Raw genomic sequence first — 18774 nt, 5'->3', positions numbered from 1 at the left:
TGAAAAACGACGACTGCTGCGCAGCCGATCGGGGATAAATCCCCTCGCCACAAAGTACGGGTGTTTACTTGCCGAGCTTTCGCAGCTCATCCGACTCGACGATCCGCACCCCATCCTGTTCTTCCAACGCCAGGCGCCACATCGCCCGGGCCAGTTGGCAGGCTTCGATGCCGCGATATTTGCCGGGAATCAGTTTGGAGAACGGCGCCGCCAGTTGTTCGCCCAAGCGCGGCTCGGTGCGATCTCCCAGCAATAGCGATGGTCGGCAGATGGTCAGTTGCGGCCAGTCCTGCGCGCGCAACGCCTGCTCCATCTCGCCTTTGACCCGGTTGTAGAAAATCGACGATTTCGGATCGGCGCCCAGCGCGCTGATCACGATCAGGTGCCGCGCGCCCATCTCCCGCGCACGTTTGGCGAAGGCCACCACCATGTCCAGATCCACCGCGCGGAACGCCTCTTCCGAGCCGGCCTGTTTGATGGTGGTGCCGAGGCAGCAATAGGCGATATCGACGCGACCACTGAGTTGCGGCAGAAACGCCTGTGGGTCGCCCACCGGGTTTTCCAGGTGCGGATGCTCCGCCAATGGACGACGGGACGGGGCGAGCACGCGGGTGATCGTCGGCTCGTTGAGCAAACGGTCGAGCAGATGTTCACCGGTCAGTCCGGTGGCTCCGGCAAGCAATACGTGCTGAGGCGTCAAGTACATAGTGTTTCTCCCTTGATACTGTTCAGCTTAGTTGCTGTTTGTTGCTCCGTCGTTCAATGCAGCACTCTGCAACGCTTTTCTGGCCTGCTGTTTACGCAACAGTTGCCAGTGCGCCAGCACGGTTTTCGGTGCCCAGATCTGTGGCTCCGAGGCTTCGAAGTTGTCCGCCAGTTCGCGCTCGGCGACGGTGGCCTTGGCCAGTTTGAAGGCCTGCTCCAGATCGTCGGTCTGGTTCAGGGCCTGAGCGAACAGGGCGTCGCCGAAGTAGGTGAAGTTGGCTTCTTCCGAGCAACCGAACGACACGCGATCGGCACGCGAGGCGGTCATGATCAGGGTGCGCTCATCTTTCAGCGCGGGGATGAAACCGCCGGAATAGCACGATGAGATCACGATCACCTTGTCGCGATTTTTCAGTGGCGCAAGCACGGCGGCGAGTTCGTCGGCGGGCAGGTCGGCCAGCTCCATACGCGGCTGATCGAGCACCAGTTCGTGTTCGGCGGTGCCGTGGCTGGTCAGGTAGATGAACACCAGGTCTTCCGGGCCGCTGCGTTCAGCGAGGGTCTGCGCGGCGCGGCGCAGGTTTTCGCGGGTGGCCATCGGCCGGTCGGCGAGATGCTCGCGGTGGTTGACCAGACGAATCTGGCCAAAAGCGCCGAAACGCGTAGTGAGCATGTTGGCGACGTAGTCGGACTCGCGCAGGAACACGCTTTGCTTGCCGTCGCCGCCGAGGGTCAGGGTGTACAGCTCGACTGCCGGAGTTGAGGCAGGCACGGCGGCCAGTGCGTCATCGAGCAGACGCCCTTGGGCCAGCAAGCCGAGTTCGAGGGTGTCGGGCAACAGCTTGCCGTCGGCGTCACGTACGCGCTGGCCGTTGATCCACGTGCCGCTGAGCACGGTGCCGTCAGTCAGCACCAGAGTGCCGCGTCCGGCGTAGCTGTCGCCGTCGAACCCGCCGATGTAGAAGCTGCCGTCAGACAGGTTCAAGCGGCCCTGGCCGCTGAAGCGCCAGTCATTGAAATAGCCGATGTAGTGGCTGCCGTCGGCGCCGATCAGTTCGCCCTTGCCGGTCAGCGCACCTTCCTTGAACTGGCCGAGCCACACGTCGCCGTCGGCGTTCTCGTAGCGGCCCTTGCCGTGCAACTGACTGTTCTTGAAACCGCCGACATAGATGTCGCCATCGGCACTGTTGAACGTGCCATTGCCTTCGAGCTGGCCGTTGACGAAGTGGCCGCTGAACGTATTGCCGCTGGAGTCGCCGCGCTGGCCTTCGCCGTTGGGTTTGCCGTGGGCGAACTGGCCTTGATAGGAGCTGCCGTCGTCCATTTCCAGACGGCCCAGCCCGGAATACTGGTCAGCCTTGAACTCGCCACGGTAGGTCATGGCGTTTTCTTTAAGGGTGCCTTCGCCATCGCGGCGGCCCTGCTTGAAACCGCCGGTGTAACTGCTGGCGTTGGTGGTCAGGCTGCCCTGGCCATCGAACAGGCCCTGCTGAAACTGACCGCGATAGACTTCTCCGTTGCTGCCGTGCCACTCGCCCTGGCCATGCCATTGGCCCTTGTCGAACTGCCCGGCGTACCAACTGCCGTTGGGGTAGTCGACCCGGCCCTGGCCTTGCAGCAAGCCGTTGACCAGTTCACCGCGATAGCGTCCGCCGTCCGGCAGCCGTGCATCCGGGGGCAACAGCGATTCGCCGTCGCCGCACGCGGTGAGCATCAGGGTCAGGGCAAGGGGTGCAAGAGAAGCGAGTGGGCGCATAGCGGGATCCGGGCAATTAGGCGACCGAGTATGCCGCAGCTATGTGACCTTATACAGCCGGGAAAACAGCGCTGATGCGAAACAGCGTGCGCTGTTTCGCATCCCGTGACTCAAACGAAGCAGAGCGACAGCGGTTCGGCGATATAGGCCGGTTTGTCCGAGCCTTCTATCTCAAGCGTCGCGGTGGCCTTGAGCAGCCATTGACCGGGCTTTTTCTCGGTCACTTCGGCCAGATCGACTTTCAGGCGCACTTTTGAATTGACCTTCACCGGCTGGATGAAACGCACGCTGTCCAGACCGTAATTGACCACCATCTTCAGGCCTTGCGGCAGCACGAGGATGTCTTCCATCAGTTTGGGGATCAGCGACAGTGACAGGAAACCGTGGGCAATGGTGCTGCCAAATGGCGTTTGCGCGGCTTTGACCGGGTCGACATGAATGAACTGATAATCCCCGGTGGCTTCGGCGAACAGGTTGATGCGCTCCTGATCGATGGTGAGCCATTCGGAACGTCCGAGTTCCTTGCCGACATAATCTTTGAGCTCTGCAACGGGAACATAGGGCATTGAGACTCTCCTTGGGTTCATCGGTTTTATAGTTTTTCAGGTGGGGGAATTGACCGCCCTGCGAACCACTGTAGATCAACATGGCGATTTGCTCCGGTCAACCGACCATGCTTTTGGCGAATGCCGATCCATAGCGCTGCCGTGCTTATAATGCCGAGGACTTGCGGGGGGAGATGTCTGATGTTGTTACGTGGCCTGACCATGCTGGTGCTGTTCCAATTGCTCGGCACGGCACTCAACCATTTGCTGTTGCCTGTGCTGCCGGGGCCGATCATCGGTCTGCTGCTGTTGCTGGTGTTCCTGATCATTCGTGGTGAAGTCGGCGAGCCGCTGAACCTCGCGGCCGGCAGCCTGCTGCGTTATCTGCCATTGCTGCTGGTGCCGCCGGCGGTGGGCGTGATGGTTTATGCGAGCGACATTGCCGCTGACTTCTGGGCCATTGTCGGCGCGCTGGTGTTGTCGTTGATCCTGTCGATGGCTTTCGCCGGGGTGCTGATGCAACGCCTGGTCAAGCGCCATGCGCCGCACTCGGAGGAGTCGTGATGCTCTTCGATTGGCAAGGCGCCTGGGCTTCGGTGATCCATCATCCGCTGTTCGGCATCGGCATCACCCTCGGTGCCTATCAACTGGTACTGGCGGCGTTCGAGAAAACCCGCTGGATCTTTCTGCAACCGGTGCTGGTCTCGATGCTGCTGGTGATCGGCGTGCTGGTCGGCTGCGGCCTGACCTACGCCGAGTACCGCAAGAGCACCGAAATCCTCAGCATTCTGCTGGGCCCGGCGACGGTGGCGCTGGCGGTGCCGCTGTATCTCAACCTCAAACGCATCCGCCAATTGTTCTGGCCGATTTTTACTACGCTGGTGATAGGCGGCGTGGTCGCCACGGGCATGGGCGTGTTGCTCGGCTGGTGGTTCGGTGCCGAACACATGATTCTGATGACCATGGCGCCGAAGTCGGTGACCTCGCCGATTGCCATGCTGGTGGCCGAGCAGATCGGTGGCGTGGCGGCGCTGGCGGCAGTGTTCGTGCTGATCACCGGGGTGATCGGCGCGATCTTCGGTCCGGCGCTGCTGACCCGGCTCGGCGTGCACAGCCCCGAGGCGCGCGGCATGGCGCTGGGCATGACCGCACACGCGGTTGGCACGTCGGTGGCGTTGCAGGAAAGCGATGAGTGCGGCGCCTTCGCGGCGCTGGCGATGAGTCTGATGGGCGTGGCCACGGCGGTGTTCCTGCCGTTGGCGGTGTCGATGGTGGTGTAAGGAAATGTCTATGAGTCTGCCGCTTTTTCCGCTCAACACAGTGCTGTTCCCCGGCTGCAACCTCGACTTGCAGATCTTCGAGGCGCGCTACCTGGACATGATCGGCCGCTGCATGAAGCAGGGCGGCGGTTTCGGCGTGGTCTGCATCCTCGATGGCCACGAAGTCGGCGTTGCCCCAGAAGGCTTTGCCCTGGTCGGCTGCGAGGCGCGGATCACCGATTTCCAGCAACAGGACAACGGTCTGCTCGGGATCCGGGTGCAGGGTGGGCGGCGTTTTCAGGTGTTGCGCACGGAAGTGCAGCGCGATCAGTTGATCCTCGCCGACGTCGAGTGGCTGGACGATGAGCCGGAGCAACCGTTGCAGGACGAAGACGCCGATCTGGTGGCGCTGCTCAAGGCCTTGGCCGAGCACCCTATGGTCGAGGCGTTGAACATGGGCACCGAAGCGTTGGGGCAGCAGTCGCTGGCCAATCAGCTGGCGTATCTGCTGCCGTTCGCCGAAGAAGACAAGATCGATCTGCTGCAACTCGACGATCCGCAGCAGCGACTGGATGCGATCCAGGCGCTGCTTGATGAGCTGCAGGGCGAGCTGTTTGCCTGAGCGTCAGTAGGCGTATCGCAACATCGTGTCCGGCAAATGCCGAAACACGAACAGGCTGAACAGCACCAGCAGCGCTGGCAGAACCAGCCACCAGACCTTGAACGGCATGGCGTTGAGCGGCGCCTTGCGCTGACTCAGCCACAAGCCCGCCGCACATACGCACGCCGCCAGCATTGCGCCGGCCAGAATATCCGTCGGCCAGTGCGCACCCAGATACACCCGTGACAAAGCAATCGACAGCGCTGGAATACAGCCGAGCAGCAGCCAGGTCAGGCGCATGCGCGGCGGTTGTCCGCGACCGGCGAGAACCGCCAGCACCAGAAACAGCGCAAACGAACCGGAGGCATGGCCGCTGGGCATGCTGTAGCTGGTCAGCGGATCGGTCAGCACTTCCGGGCGGACCCGGGCGAAAAACTGTTTGGTGACGGTATTGAGGAGCGCGGTGCACAGCAGCACGCCACCGGCAAAGATTGCCTGGCGCCATTGCCGGCACAGCAGCAACAGACCGGTGAGCAGGGCGCTGAACATCAGCATGTTGCGAAACTCACCGATCAGGGTGAACGTCACCGCGATCTCGTCCAGCATCGGTTGGCGATGTTCCTGCACCAGGGTCATCACGCCTTGGTCGAGTGCGTGCAGATACGGATAGCCAATAAACAGGCCGATCAGTATCAACAGGCTCATGCTGCTGATCCAGATCGTCGCCCGGCGATGCTGGCGCAAGCTGCTGTTGACGCTCATGCCGACCATCACCGCAATACTGGCGGCAACGATGCCGGCCTGCAGCCAGAAACCTTCCGGCAGCGGCAAGCGGATCGCCGCGCCGGTGGCCCAACCCGGCAGCAGGTAGGCGACGCTCCAGCCGGCAGCGGCCAGCAGGCTGACGGCGGCGAAACGCGGGAAGGGCATGTCGCACATCCCGGCAACCATCGGCAACATCGGCCGCAACGGGCCGATGAAGCGCCCGACCAGCAGGCTGGCGATGCCGTAACGCTGGAAGTAGGTTTCGGCCCCGGCCATCCATTCCGGATGGTGGCGCAGTCCCGGCAGGCGGCGGATGTTCTGATGGAAATGGCGGCCGAGGAAGTACGAGATCACATCGCCGAGTATCCCGCCGAGAAAGCCCAGCAGCAGGGTTTCACTCAACGACAGTGCGCCGCTGCCGGCGAGTACGGCCACGGCAAACAGCAACACCGTGCCGGGCACGATCAGCCCGGCAATTGCCAGGCACTCCACGCAAGCGACGATAAATACCGCAGCGGCCAGCCACTGCGGATTGGCGGCGAGCCACCCGGTCACGCTATCGAGCCATGGGCCCATACACACAACTCCATCAAATCTTCAATAAGTCCCGAAGGCTGCACAAAATTTCAGCAATCACTCAGTACCCCTGTGGGAGCGGGCGCATTGGGTTCAAAACCTGTGTCACTTCAGGACAGCAAAAAATAATCGCGACCTTCGACCTGGCCCCGGCGCAGCGGGTTCCGCGTGCACCACTGGGCATACGCGGCGTCGACGAAGCGGTACATCAGGTGTTCGTCGCGGCCATGGGGGATGCCCAGGCGGGTGGTCTGGATAATCTGGGTCGGCGCCGGCCCGGTGTCTTCCACCAGCATCAGCTCGTGATCGAAACGCTTGGCGTCCCACATCTGCACCTTCAGCCCGAGCGCCTTGCACAGCAGCGTCTGCCCGGCGCAAAGCTTTTGCGAAGGGCGCGGTCGACCTTGAGCATCGGGATTGTTCAGCAGCATCTGCGCCAGACTCGCCGGCCCGCTGACCTCATCGACCCACGGGTAGGCGGACTTGATCAGCACCGCATTGCCGGGCCCCTGAGCGCTGAAGTTCAGCGAATCGCCACCGCGGGCGTAATACATATAGATGTGCCCGCCATCCAGAAACAAAGCCTTACGTTTTTCCGTATAGCCGAGCGATGCATGACTGCCTTTTTCCGCGCAGTAATAGGCTTCGGTTTCGATGATCCGGGCGCTGAGCCACAGATCGCCGACCCGGTGGCGGATGACTTTGCCGAGCAGGTCGCGGGCCAGCACTTGCGCGTCACGGTCGAAAAAAGCGTCCGGAAGGCCCAGTGGCAGGCGCTCGGCGGTGGCGCGAACGGTCAGGTTGGACATGGCAAACGGTGGTTATCCAGGCGAAGGAGGTCGTGATGATAACAATCCGCGGCTTAATTACGGCTGAACGTCGGCAATTTGCAGTCCATTTCGACCATCCGCCTGTCACCGCTGTTAGTCCCGGGACGCGACAGCTATAATCTGCCGCTTTCCTCTTTGCCAAGACCCCAGCAGACCATGACTGAGTCCGTTCTTGACTACATGACCCGATTGGGTCGCGCCGCCCGCGAAGCTTCCCGGGTCATCGGCCGTGCCAGCACCGCGCAGAAAAACCGCGCCTTGCAGGCTGCTGCCAATGCGCTGGACGCTGCTCGCGCCGAGCTGGCCGCAGCCAATGAACAGGATCTGGCGGCTGGGCGCGCCAACGGTCTGGAGCCGGCCTTGCTGGAGCGTCTGGAACTGACCCCGGCGCGCATCGACGGCATGATCGTCGGCCTGCGTCAGGTGGCGGCACTGCCCGATCCGGTCGGTGCGATCCGTGACATGAGCTTCCGCCCGTCCGGGATTCAGGTCGGCAAGATGCGCGTACCGCTGGGTGTGATCGGGATCATCTACGAATCCCGGCCCAACGTGACCATCGATGCCGCCAGCCTGTGCCTGAAGTCCGGTAACGCGACCATCCTGCGCGGTGGCTCCGAGGCGATTCATTCCAACCGGGCGATTGCCGCGTGCATTCAGCGCGGTCTGGCCGAGGCCGAATTGCCGGCAGCCGTGGTGCAAGTGGTCGAAACCACCGACCGTGCCGCCGTCGGCGCGATGATCAGCATGCCCGAGTATGTCGACGTGATCGTGCCGCGCGGTGGCCGTGGCCTGATCGAGCGCATCAGCCGCGATGCCCGGGTGCCAGTGATCAAACACCTGGACGGCATCTGCCACGTATTTGTCAGCGAGCACGCCGATCTGGCGAAGGCCCAGCGCATCGCCTTCAATGCCAAGACTTACCGTTATGGCATCTGCGGCGCGATGGAGACCTTGCTGGTTGATCAAAGTGTTGCGAAGGATTTCCTGCCGTCGATGGCTGCCCAGTTCCGCGAGAAAGGCGTCGAGCTGCGAGGCTGCGAACGCACCCGGGCGATCATCGACGTGGTAGCGGCCAGCGAAGACGACTGGAGCACCGAGTATCTGGCGCCGATCCTGTCGATCCGTGTGGTCGACGGACTGGATCAGGCCATCGAACACATCAACCATTACGGGTCGCATCACACCGACTCGATCGTCAGCGAAAACCTCGCCGACACCCGGCGTTTCGTCGCGGAAGTCGACTCGGCGTCGGTGATGATCAACACCCCGACCTGCTTCGCCGATGGATTCGAATACGGATTGGGTGCCGAGATCGGCATTTCTACTGATAAGCTGCACGCCCGCGGCCCGGTGGGCCTCGAAGGACTGACCTGCGAGAAGTACATCGTGGTCGGTGATGGCCAGTTGCGCGGCCAGGCGACGGTCTGACTTGACCGACCTCGACCTGACAGCGCCGCTGCCTGACGGCGAACTCCGACCCCGGCGCATCGGCGTACTGGGCGGCACGTTCGACCCGGTGCACATCGGCCATTTGCGCGGTGCGCTGGAAGTTGCCGAAGCGCTGCTGCTCGACGAGCTGCGCATGATGCCCAGCGCCCGGCCGCCGCACCGCGATACGCCGCAGGTGTCGGCGCAGGATCGGTTGGCAATGGTTGAGTGCGCGGTGGCCGGAGTGCCGCCGCTGGTGGTGGACGCCCGCGAATTGCAGCGGGACAAGCCGTCTTACACCATTGATACCCTGGAGTTGATGCGTGCCGAAATGGCCGCCGAGACCCAGGTTTTTCTGCTTTTGGGCTGGGACGCATTTTGCGGCCTGCCCACTTGGCATCGCTGGGAAGAGTTGCTCCAGCATTGCCACATCCTGGTGCTACAGCGCCCGGACGCCGACAGCGAGCCGCCGGATGCCTTGCGCAACCTGCTGGCAGCGCGTTCGGTGAGCGACCCGCTGGCCCTGAAAGGGCCGAGCGGACAGATTGCATTCGTCTGGCAGACACCGCTCGCGGTTTCCGCCACCCAGATCCGTCAACTGCTGGCCAGCGGTAAGTCGGTACGTTTCCTGGTGCCCGACGCGGTCCTGGCCTACATCGATGCGCACGGTCTGTACCGTGCGTCGAACTGAACAAGGCGTGCTTCACTGATACGAATCCACGTATCGCCAAGCCGCCGAATATACGAGCAAAACGAGTTTTATATGACTGACAAAGACGTAAGCAAAGTTAAGCGCAAAGGCACGTTCAAGAGCGCACCGCTGCCGGAAGTCGCCAACACCAACGAGCCGCTCAAGGGCGACGAGCTGGTCAAGGTTGCCGTGGCAGCTCTGGAAGACGTCAAGGCACAAGACATCCAGATCATCGATGTGCGCGACAAGCAGAGCATCACCGACTACATGATCATCGCCACCGGTACGTCCAATCGCCAGATCAACGCGATGCTGGACAAGGTCCGTGAAGAAGTCAAAAAGCAGGGCGCCAAGCCGCTGGGCGAAGAAGGCAAGGGCGACAGCGACTGGGTGCTGCTCGACCTGGACCTGGTGATCGTGCACATGATGACTGCCTCGGCACGTCAGTTCTATGACCTGGAGCGCCTGTGGGCCGGTGCCGAGCAAAGCCGTGCGGCAGACGCCAAGCACCACAGCCCGGAAAACACCCACGAGCATTTCACCAAGCTCAACAAAGACCAGCTGTAAGGGATTGCTGTGCGACTGCGACTGATCGCCGTCGGTTCACGCATGCCCAAGTGGGTGGAAGAAGGCTGGCATGAATATGCCAAGCGTCTTCCGTCCGAGCTGGCGCTGGAACTGGTGGAAATTCCGCTCAATACCCGTGGCAAGAACGCCGACGTGGCCCGTTTCATCCGCCAGGAAGGCGAAGCCATGCTGGCCAAGGTCGGGCCGAACGAGCGGATCGTCACGCTGGAAGTCCACGGCAAGCCCTGGAGCACCGAGCAACTGGCGGTCGAACTCGACCGTTGGCGGCTGGATTCGCGCACGGTCAATTTCATGGTCGGTGGCCCCGAAGGGCTGGCGCCGGAAGTCTGTGCCCGCGCCGATCAGCGCTGGTCGTTGTCGCCGCTGACCTTGCCACACCCGCTGGTGCGGATCCTGATCGGCGAACAGCTGTACCGTGCCTGGACCGTGCTGTCCGGTCACCCTTACCACAAGTAGTCCTGCCCTCATGTCTCAGCCGATCCGCATTAAGGACCACGAAAAGGACGCCCGCCTGGTGCGCAGCCGCGTCGTGTTCGGGGCCATTGCGGTCATGCTGTTGATCTGCGTGCTGATTGCGCGGCTGTACTACTTGCAGGTGATCCAGTACGAGTACCACTCGACACTCTCGGAAAACAACCGCGTCCACGTGCAGCCGATTCCACCGACCCGCGGCTTGATCTTCGACCGCAACGGCGTGGTGGTGGCGGACAACCGTCCGAGCTTCAGCCTGAGCATGACCCGCGAGCGTTCCGGCGACTGGCAGCAAGTGCTCGACGTGATCGTCGAAGTGCTGCAACTGACGCCCGAGGACCGGGTGATCTTCGAGAAACGCATGCGTCAGGGGCGTCGGCCATTCGAGCCGGTGCCGATCCTGTTTGAGTTGACCGAAGAGCAGATCGCCCGGATCGCGGTTAACCAGTTCCGCCTGCCTGGGGTGGAAGTGGTCGCGCAACTGGTGCGCCACTACCCGCAGGGCGCGCATTTTGCGCACTCGGTGGGTTACATGGGGCGCATCAACGAGAAAGAGCTGAAGACCCTCGACCCGGTCAACTACAGCGGCACCCACCACATCGGCAAGACCGGCATCGAGCGTTTCTACGAGCCGGAGCTGCACGGGCAGGTGGGGTACGAGGAAGTCGAAACCAACGCTCGGGGCCGCGTATTGCGCGTGCTCAAGCGTACCGATCCGATTCCCGGCAAGGACATCGTCCTGAGCCTGGACATCAAACTGCAGGAAGCGGCCGAAGCTGCGCTGGGCGGGCGACGTGGCGCGGTGGTGGCGCTCGATCCGAAGACTGGCGAAGTGCTGGCGATGGTCAGCCAGCCGAGTTTCGACCCGAACCTGTTCGTCACCGGCATCAGCTTCAAGGCCTATGCCGAACTGCGCGATTCCATCGACCGGCCGCTGTTCAACCGCGTGCTGCGCGGCCTGTACCCGCCGGGTTCGACGATCAAGCCGGCGGTGGCGATTGCCGGTCTCGATTCTGGCGTAGTGACAGCGTCGAGCCGGGTGTTCGACCCCGGTTACTACATGCTGCCCAACTACGATCACAAGTACCGCAACTGGAACCGCACCGGTGACGGCTTCGTCGATCTCGACACGGCGATCATGCGTTCCAACGACACCTACTTCTATGACCTGGCGCACAAGCTGGGCATCGATCGGTTGTCGGCCTACATGAACAAGTTCGGCATCGGCCAGAAGGTCTCGCTGGACATGTTCGAAGAATCCCCCGGCCTGATGCCGTCCCGCGAGTGGAAGCGTGCGACGCGCAAGCAGGCGTGGTTCCCGGGTGAAACCCTGATTCTGGGGATCGGCCAGGGTTATATGCAGTCCACACCGTTGCAACTGGCGCAGGCCACGGCGCTGGTCGCCAACAAAGGCATCTGGAACCGGCCGCACCTGGCCAAGACCATTGAGGGCGCCAAACCGGTAGACGAGAACCCGATGCCGGACATCGTCCTGCGCGATCCGTCGGACTGGACCAAGGTCAACCACGGCATGCAGCAGGTGATGCACGGCGCCCGGGGTACTGCGCGCAAGGCAGCAATCGGTGCGCAATACCGCATCGCCGGCAAGTCCGGTACCGCTCAGGTCGTCGCGATCAAACAAGGTGAAAAATACGACCGCTCCAAGGTTCAGGAACGCCACCGCGACCACGCCTTGTTCGTCGGTTTCGCCCCGGCCGACAACCCGAAAATAGTGGTTTCGGTGATGGTCGAGAACGGTGAGTCCGGCTCCGGGGTCGCCGCGCCAGTGGTGCGTCAGGTGATGGACGCCTGGCTTCTGGATCAGGATGGTCGATTGAAGGCCGAATACGCCGGTCCTATCAGTGCGGAGGCTACGGCCCGTGATGAATAATTTTGATCGCATGCTCTCCAGCGAGGATGTGATGCGTCGCCGGGCGACGCTGCTGCAACGTCTGCATATCGATGGCCCGCTGTTGATCCTGCTGCTGATCCTCGCCGCAGGCAGTCTGTTCGTGCTGTATTCGGCCAGTGGCAAGAGCTGGGATCTGCTGGGCAAACAAGCCACGTCGTTCGGCATCGGCCTGGTGTCGATGATTGTCATCGCCCAGTTCGAACCACGGTTCATGGCGCGTTGGGTGCCGCTCGGTTACGTGGTCGGCGTGGTGCTGCTGATGGTGGTGGACATCATGGGCCACAACGCCATGGGCGCAACTCGCTGGATCAACATCCCCGGGGTGATCCGCTTCCAGCCCTCGGAGTTCATGAAGATTCTGATGCCGGCGACGATTGCCTGGTATCTGTCCAAACGCACGCTGCCACCGCAACTCAAGCACGTCGGCATCAGCCTGATGCTGATCGGTGTGCCGTTCATTCTGATCGTGCGCCAGCCCGACCTCGGCACGTCGCTGCTGATTCTGGCCGGCGGCGCGTTCGTGCTGTTCATGGGCGGACTGCGCTGGCGCTGGATCCTCAGCGTGCTGGCCGCCGCCGTACCGGTGGCGATCGCCATGTGGTTCTTCATTATGCACGACTACCAGAAGCAGCGGATCCTCACGTTCCTCGACCCGGAAAGCGATCCGCTCGGCACCGGCTGGAACATCATCCAGTCGAAAGCCGCGATCGGTTCCGGGGGCGTGTTCGGCAAGGGCTGGCTGCTGGGCACCCAGTCGCACCTGGACTTTTTGCCGGAAAGCCACACCGACTTCATCATCGCCGTACTGGGCGAGGAGTTCGGTCTGGTGGGCATCTGCGCGCTGCTGCTGATCTATCTGTTGCTGATCGGTCGCGGCCTGGTGATTACCGCCCAGGCGCAGACGCTGTTCGGCAAATTGCTCGCCGGCGCGCTGACCATGACGTTTTTTGTTTATGTTTTCGTCAACATCGGTATGGTCAGTGGCCTGTTGCCGGTGGTGGGGGTGCCGTTGCCCTTCATTAGCTACGGAGGAACTTCGCTGGTGACACTGCTGTCAGCGTTTGGGGTTTTGATGTCGATTCATACGCATCGCAAGTGGATCGCACAGGTTTGAATAAGGTGAAGAGTTCAATGCAAGTCATGCGCAGCTGGGCGACTCGTTACGCGCCGTGGGTCGGCCTGGTCGGCATCCTTGGCAGCGCGCAGGAAGCGCTGGCCGGCGATTACGAAGGCTCACCGCAGGTGGCCGAATTCGTCGGTGAAATGACCCGCGACTACGGTTTTGCCGGCGAGCAACTGATGGCGGTGTTCCGCGAGGCGCAGCGCAAGCAGGCGATTCTCGACGCCATCTCCAAACCCGCCGAGCGGGTCAAACAGTGGAAAGAATATCGCCCGATGTTCATCACCGACGCGCGCATCGCCCGTGGTGTGGACTTCTGGCGCCAGCACGAGGCCGTACTGGCCCGTGCCGAGCAGGAATACGGCGTACCGGCACAAGTCATCGTGTCGATCATCGGCGTCGAGACCTTTTTCGGACGTAATACCGGCAATTACCGGGTGATTGATGCATTGTCCACGCTCGGTTTCGACTATCCTCCCCGTGCCGAATTTTTCCGCAAGGAATTGCGTGAGTTCCTGCTGCTGGCCCGTGAAGAACAGGTCGATCCATTGACCCTCAAAGGCTCGTACGCCGGGGCGATGGGCTTGCCGCAATTCATGCCGAGCAGCTTTCGCGCCTATGCGGTGGATTTCGACGGTGACGGTCACATCAATATCTGGACCAATCCGGACGATGCGATCGGCAGCGTGGCCAGTTACTTCAAACGGCATGGCTGGGTCGCCGGGGAACCAGTGGTCAGTCGCGCCGATGTGCGCGGCGAGCAGGTCGATGAAGGCCTGACCACCGGCATCGAGCCGACGAAAACGGTCGGAGAGTTGCGGGCGCTGGGCTGGTCAAGTCATGATGCGCTGCGCGATGATATGCCGGTTACTGCATTTCGCCTCGAAGGCGACAACGGCCCTGAATATTGGATGGGCCTGAAGAATTTCTACGCGATCACGCGTTATAACCGCAGCGTGATGTACGCCATGGCCGTACATCAACTGTCTGAAGAGCTGGTAAAAGCACGGGGCGTCAAGTAATGCGGGCATTGCCTATCAATAAACCCCTGAAGCTGGTGGCATTCGCCGCGTTGGCGGTGCTGGTCGCCAGCTGTTCGACCAGCCGCGCGCCAACCCAGAAGACCTCGTCTACCGCCGTACGTGCGCAGCCGGGGCTGGACATTAACCGCGCGCACAAAGACGGCGCGCCGTGGTGGGATGTCGATGTTTCGCGGATCCCGGACGCCACGCCGACCCTGCACACCGGCCCGTACAAGGCCAACCCTTACACCGTGCTGGGCAAGACCTATTTCCCGTTGCAGGAATCCAAGACCTACGTCGCCTCGGGCACGGCGTCCTGGTACGGCACCAAGTTCCACGGGCAGAACACCGCCAACGGCGAAGTGTATGACCTGTACGGCATGAGTGCCGCTCACAAGACTCTGCCACTGCCAAGTTACGTTCGGGTGACCAACCTGGACAACAACAAGAGCGTGATCCTGCGGGTCAACGATCGCGGGCCGTTCTATTCGGACCGGATCATCGACTTGTCCTACGCGGCCGCGAAGAAGCTCGGTTATGCCGAAATCGGCACCGCGCGGGTCAAGGTCGAGGGCATCGATCCGCAGCAATGGTGGGCCGCCAAGGGCCGTCCGGCGCCGCTGATGCTCAACGAGCCGCAAGTCGCGCAGAATAGCGCCCCGGTGATCACGGCGTCGGCCGGTACCATCGAGCAGTGGACCCCGCCGCCGCAGCAACATGCCTCTGACACTGTCCCTGTACAGATCAGCGCAAAAAAAAACGCTTCTGCACCAGCGTCTGGCCAGTATCTGCAGGTGGGCGCGTTCGCCAACCCGGACGCTGCAGAACTCCTGAGGTCGAAGCTCAGCGGGATGGTGAGCGCTCCGGTGTTCATCAGCTCGATCGTGCGCAATCAGCAGACCCTGCACCGGGTACGCCTGGGGCCGATCGGGTCGCCGGGTGAGATCGCCCAGGTGCAGAACAGCGTGCGCCTGGCCAATCTCGGCTCGCCGAGCGTGGTCACCGAGTAAGAAACGTAGCACTTGATTGACGGTTCACTTGCGGTTTTGGGGGGTGAACCAGGTTGTTGGCTCGTCGAAGAACAAAAGCCCGGCAAGGGTGACTGGAGTGAGCAACTGAACACGCGATGGCCCGTTAGAAGGCTGTCTGAATAGTTTTGCCTTCGGGCAAGTTTCCATTAGCGATTTCGAGAGACGGATGAACATCACCACCTTTGCCAAACGCCTGTGTCTGCTAGTCCCGCTGCTCCTCTCGCCAGCCGCTTTCGCGGCCGAGATGATGCCGTCGCCACCTCAACTGGCTGCAAAAGCCTACGTGCTCATGGACGCCAGCAGCGGCAACGTGCTGGTGGAGAACAACGGTGACCAGCGTCTGCCGCCAGCCAGCCTGACCAAACTGATGACCGCGTACATCGCTACGCTGGAAATCCGTCGTGGCCAGATCGGTGAGAACGACCCGGTGACCGTCAGCGAAAACGCCTGGCGTACCGGCGGCTCGCGGATGTTCATCAAAGTCGGCTCGCAAGTGACCGTCAGCGACCTGCTGCACGGCATCATCATCCAGTCCGGCAACGACGCCAGCGTTGCGCTGTCCGAGCACATCGCCGGCAGTGAAGACGCGTTCGCCGACCTGATGAACAAGACGGTCGCCGATCTGGGCATGACCAACTCGCACTTCATGAACCCGACTGGTCTGCCGAACCCGGAGCACTACTCGTCGGCTCACGACATGGCGATCCTGGCCCGTGCGATCATCCACGAAGACCCGGCTCACTACGCGATCTACTCGCAGAAAGAGTTCTTCTGGAACGGCATCAAGCAGCCTAACCGCAACCTGCTGCTGTGGCGCGACAAGACCGTTGACGGTCTGAAAACCGGTCACACCGACGAAGCCGGCTACTGCATGGTGTCCTCGGCTGTCCGTGATGGCCAGCGTCTGATCGCCGTGGTGTTCGGCACCAACAGCGAAGTGGCGCGCGCCGCTGAAACCCAGAAGCTGCTGACCTACGGTTTCCGTTTCTTCGAAACCCAGACCTTCTACCAGAAGGGCACCGAACTGGCTCAGGCCCCGGTGTGGAAAGGCACCACCAGTCAAGTCAAGGCCGGCCTGGCTGAAGACCTGACCATGACCCTGCCAAAAGGCCAGCTGAAAAAGCTCGCTGCCAGCATGACCATGAACCCGCAACTGACCGCGCCAATCGCCAAGGGCGACGTGATCGGTAAAGTCGAAGTGAAACTGGACGACAAGGTAGTGCACAGCGCTGACCTGATCGCTCTGGACGCTGTCGAGGAGGGTGGTATCTTCCGCCGCATGTGGGATAGCATCCGTCTATTCTTCTACGGCTTGTTCAACTGATTTGTGTTGACCTGCATGGCCCCGCCCCGATCCGGTGCGGGGCCATGTGCGTTACCACGGCTTGCGCTCTAGAGGCCGTTACGCCATGACCGATACCGAAGTAAAGGCGCCAAAGATCGAATTTCCGCAGACTGATTATCCGATTAAGGTGATCAGCGATACGGGCGTCGGCAACAAAGACAAAATCATCGACATCGTCAAGAAACACGCAACCATCAATGATGAGCGCATCGACGAGCGTCAAAGCAGCAACGGCAAGTACACCACCATCCAGCTGCACATCGTCGCGACAGACCAGGATCAGCTGTACAACATCAACAGCGAACTGCGGGCTTCCGGTTTCGTGCACATGGTGTTGTGATGCCGGGCACGCTGGGCTTTCGCGAACTTGGCCAGATGGCTTACGAGCCGGTCTGGCATGCCATGCAACGCTTCACCAACGAACGCGGCAGCGATGCCGCCGACGAAATCTGGCTGGTCGAGCACCCTCCGGTGTTCACCCAAGGCCAGGCCGGCAAGGCCGAACACCTGTTGCTGCCGGGCGATATCCCGGTGGTACAGGTCGATCGCGGCGGGCAGGTGACTTATCATGGCCCGGGCCAATTGGTGGCTTACCTGTTGCTGGATGTGCGCAAGCTGGGTTTCGGCGTACGTGATCTGGTCACGCGCATGGAACAGTGCCTGATCGAACTGCTGGCCAGCTACGGCGTCACCGCCGCCGCCAAGCCAGATGCTCCCGGCGTCTACGTCGACGGAGCGAAAATCGCTTCTCTGGGTTTGCGGATTCGCCACGGTTGCTCCTTTCATGGCCTGGCCCTGAACGTGGATATGAACCTGGAGCCGTTTCGACGGATTAATCCCTGCGGCTATGCCGGGCTGGCAATGACCCAGCTGAGCGACCACGCAGGATCGATTGAATTTGCCGAGGTAAGTGCCCGGCTGCGCGCGCAGCTCGTCAAACACCTCGACTATGCTGAGCAGACGACCCTGACGGGCGGAATCGACTGATATGACTACTGATGCAGTGCAAACCATGATCCCGACGCTCGACGTGACCGAGCGCCCGGCCCCGCGTCCCAAGGTTGAAGCCGGCGTCAAGCTGCGCGGCGCCGAGAAGGTTGCACGCATCCCGGTAAAGATCATTCCGACCACCGAACTGCCGAAGAAACCCGACTGGATTCGCGTGCGCATCCCGGTTTCGCCGGAAGTCGACCGGATCAAGAGTCTGCTGCGCAAGCACAAGCTGCACAGCGTCTGCGAAGAAGCCTCCTGCCCGAACCTGGGCGAGTGCTTCTCCGGCGGCACCGCGACCTTCATGATCATGGGCGACATCTGCACCCGTCGCTGCCCGTTCTGCGACGTTGGCCACGGCCGTCCGAAGCCGCTGGACGTCAACGAGCCGGAGAGCCTGGCGATCGCCATTGCCGACCTCAAGCTCAAGTACGTGGTGATCACCTCGGTTGACCGCGACGACCTGCGCGACGGCGGTGCCCAGCACTTTGCCGACTGCATCCGCGAGATCCGCAAGCTGTCGCCGAACGTGCAGCTGGAAACCCTGGTCCCGGACTACCGTGGCCGCATGGACATCGCCCTGGAAATCACCGCTGCCGAGCCGCCGGATGTGTTCAACCACAACCTGGAAACCGTGCCGCGCCTGTACAAGGCTGCGCGTCCGGGTTCGGATTACCAGTGGTCGCTGACCCTGTTGCAACGCTTCAAGCAGATGATGCCGCACATCCCGACCAAATCCGGCCTGATGCTGGGTCTGGGCGAGACCGACGAAGAAGTCATCGAAGTAATGAAGCGCATGCGCGAACACGACATCGACATGCTGACCCTCGGCCAGTACCTGCAACCGTCGCGCAGCCACTTGCCGGTGCAGCGTTTCGTGCACCCGGACACCTTCGCCTGGTTCGCCGAAGAAGGCTACAAGATGGGCTTCAAGAACGTTGCTTCCGGCCCGCTGGTACGTTCGTCGTATCACGCTGACGAGCAGGCGAAACTGGTCAAGGCCGAGCTGCTCGGTTCCTGATCCGGCGCAGATAGCCTCGAAAAATACCCGCCTCGGCGGGTATTTTTGTTTGGGCCTGCCGCGCACTCTTTTGTTTGTCTCTGGACCTGACTACTGTGTCTGCAAGACTTCACACAGG

The 18774-nt window shown here is 61.8% G+C and carries 20 protein-coding genes; 15 read left to right on the top strand and 5 right to left on the bottom strand.

The window, feature by feature from the left end:
* Positions 1 to 64: 64 nt before the first annotated feature.
* The 3 genes from QRN61_RS13330 to QRN61_RS13320 form a co-directional block, all read right to left on the bottom strand.
* Positions 65 to 706 (bottom strand): oxidoreductase, encoded by a 642-nt coding sequence (locus QRN61_RS13330; RefSeq protein WP_108589967.1) that lies wholly within the window; start codon positions 704 to 706, stop codon positions 65 to 67.
* Positions 707 to 733: 27 nt separating this feature from the next.
* Complete coding sequence (locus tag QRN61_RS13325; RefSeq protein WP_285373983.1) at positions 734 to 2461, bottom strand: C13 family peptidase; 1728 nt, start codon at positions 2459 to 2461, stop codon at positions 734 to 736.
* Between the two features lie 110 nt (positions 2462 to 2571).
* Positions 2572 to 3027, bottom strand: a complete 456-nt coding sequence (locus QRN61_RS13320; RefSeq protein WP_003228575.1) for a MaoC family dehydratase — start codon at positions 3025 to 3027, stop codon at positions 2572 to 2574.
* A 180-nt stretch (positions 3028 to 3207) separates the two neighbouring features.
* On the opposite strand from QRN61_RS13320, the gene QRN61_RS13315 reads away from it, so the two are divergent.
* The 3 genes from QRN61_RS13315 to QRN61_RS13305 are packed head-to-tail and all read left to right on the top strand — an operon-like array spanning position 3208 to position 4887.
* Positions 3208 to 3570 carry a CidA/LrgA family protein gene (locus QRN61_RS13315; protein WP_095139173.1) on the top strand — a complete coding sequence of 121 codons (363 nt, stop codon included), beginning with the start codon at positions 3208 to 3210 and terminating at the stop codon, positions 3568 to 3570.
* Positions 3570 to 4286 carry an LrgB family protein gene (locus tag QRN61_RS13310; RefSeq protein WP_007960614.1) on the top strand — a complete coding sequence of 239 codons (717 nt, stop codon included), beginning with the start codon at positions 3570 to 3572 and terminating at the stop codon, positions 4284 to 4286. Before QRN61_RS13315 ends, QRN61_RS13310 begins: the two co-directional genes overlap by 1 nt.
* A gap of 10 nt (positions 4287 to 4296) precedes the next feature.
* Positions 4297 to 4887, top strand: coding sequence for an LON peptidase substrate-binding domain-containing protein (locus QRN61_RS13305; protein WP_007960613.1), 591 nt, complete (start codon positions 4297 to 4299; stop codon positions 4885 to 4887).
* 3 nt (positions 4888 to 4890) lie between these two features.
* On the opposite strand, the gene QRN61_RS13300 is transcribed toward QRN61_RS13305, so the two are convergent.
* Both QRN61_RS13300 and QRN61_RS13295 read right to left on the bottom strand, forming a co-directional pair.
* Positions 4891 to 6207: a bifunctional DedA family/phosphatase PAP2 family protein gene (locus QRN61_RS13300; protein ID WP_097089345.1), complete on the bottom strand. Its 1317-nt coding sequence runs from the start codon at positions 6205 to 6207 to the stop codon at positions 4891 to 4893.
* A gap of 110 nt (positions 6208 to 6317) precedes the next feature.
* Complete coding sequence (locus QRN61_RS13295; RefSeq protein WP_285373982.1) at positions 6318 to 7016, bottom strand: DNA-3-methyladenine glycosylase; 699 nt, start codon at positions 7014 to 7016, stop codon at positions 6318 to 6320.
* 177 nt (positions 7017 to 7193) lie between these two features.
* Here QRN61_RS13295 and QRN61_RS13290 point away from each other — a divergent pair, with 177 nt between their 5' ends.
* From QRN61_RS13290 to lipA, 12 genes are all read left to right on the top strand, one after another.
* Complete coding sequence (locus QRN61_RS13290) at positions 7194 to 8465, top strand: glutamate-5-semialdehyde dehydrogenase (RefSeq protein WP_027612900.1); 1272 nt, start codon at positions 7194 to 7196, stop codon at positions 8463 to 8465.
* Positions 8434 to 9156, top strand: coding sequence for a nicotinate-nucleotide adenylyltransferase (gene nadD, locus QRN61_RS13285; RefSeq protein WP_049827899.1), 723 nt, complete (start codon positions 8434 to 8436; stop codon positions 9154 to 9156). The genes QRN61_RS13290 and nadD overlap by 32 nt, the downstream gene beginning before the upstream one ends.
* A 72-nt stretch (positions 9157 to 9228) precedes the next feature.
* Positions 9229 to 9723 carry a ribosome silencing factor gene (rsfS, locus tag QRN61_RS13280; RefSeq protein WP_007960601.1) on the top strand — a complete coding sequence of 165 codons (495 nt, stop codon included), beginning with the start codon at positions 9229 to 9231 and terminating at the stop codon, positions 9721 to 9723.
* Between the two features lie 9 nt (positions 9724 to 9732).
* Positions 9733 to 10200: a 23S rRNA (pseudouridine(1915)-N(3))-methyltransferase RlmH gene (gene rlmH, locus QRN61_RS13275; protein WP_003185785.1), complete on the top strand. Its 468-nt coding sequence runs from the start codon at positions 9733 to 9735 to the stop codon at positions 10198 to 10200.
* Between the two features lie 10 nt (positions 10201 to 10210).
* Positions 10211 to 12106, top strand: a complete 1896-nt coding sequence (gene mrdA / locus QRN61_RS13270; protein WP_027612897.1) for a penicillin-binding protein 2 — start codon at positions 10211 to 10213, stop codon at positions 12104 to 12106.
* Positions 12107 to 12137: 31 nt separating this feature from the next.
* Entirely contained in the window at positions 12138 to 13241 is a 1104-nt protein-coding gene (gene rodA, locus QRN61_RS13265; protein WP_047296919.1) for a rod shape-determining protein RodA, read from the top strand.
* Between the two features lie 17 nt (positions 13242 to 13258).
* Positions 13259 to 14269 carry a lytic murein transglycosylase B gene (gene mltB / locus QRN61_RS13260; protein ID WP_007960589.1) on the top strand — a complete coding sequence of 337 codons (1011 nt, stop codon included), beginning with the start codon at positions 13259 to 13261 and terminating at the stop codon, positions 14267 to 14269.
* Positions 14269 to 15279, top strand: a complete 1011-nt coding sequence (locus tag QRN61_RS13255; protein WP_007960588.1) for a septal ring lytic transglycosylase RlpA family protein — start codon at positions 14269 to 14271, stop codon at positions 15277 to 15279. The genes mltB and QRN61_RS13255 overlap by 1 nt, the downstream gene beginning before the upstream one ends.
* Positions 15280 to 15466: 187 nt before the next feature.
* Positions 15467 to 16624 (top strand): D-alanyl-D-alanine carboxypeptidase family protein, encoded by a 1158-nt coding sequence (locus tag QRN61_RS13250; protein WP_003228546.1) that lies wholly within the window; start codon positions 15467 to 15469, stop codon positions 16622 to 16624.
* A gap of 85 nt (positions 16625 to 16709) precedes the next feature.
* On the top strand, positions 16710 to 16985 hold the full coding sequence (locus QRN61_RS13245; protein WP_027612895.1) for a DUF493 domain-containing protein: 276 nt from the start codon (positions 16710 to 16712) through the stop codon (positions 16983 to 16985).
* Complete coding sequence (gene lipB / locus QRN61_RS13240; protein ID WP_027612894.1) at positions 16985 to 17632, top strand: lipoyl(octanoyl) transferase LipB; 648 nt, start codon at positions 16985 to 16987, stop codon at positions 17630 to 17632. The genes QRN61_RS13245 and lipB overlap by 1 nt, the downstream gene beginning before the upstream one ends.
* A gap of 25 nt (positions 17633 to 17657) precedes the next feature.
* On the top strand, positions 17658 to 18656 hold the full coding sequence (gene lipA / locus QRN61_RS13235) for a lipoyl synthase (protein ID WP_160768663.1): 999 nt from the start codon (positions 17658 to 17660) through the stop codon (positions 18654 to 18656).
* The last annotated feature ends 118 nt before the right edge of the window (positions 18657 to 18774 follow it).

This window comes from Pseudomonas sp. lyk4-TYG-107, assembly GCF_030209055.1.
GTDB classification, from domain to species: Bacteria; Pseudomonadota; Gammaproteobacteria; order Pseudomonadales; family Pseudomonadaceae; genus Aquipseudomonas; species Aquipseudomonas putida_A.
This window is presented reverse-complemented; position numbering and strand designations above follow the sequence as displayed.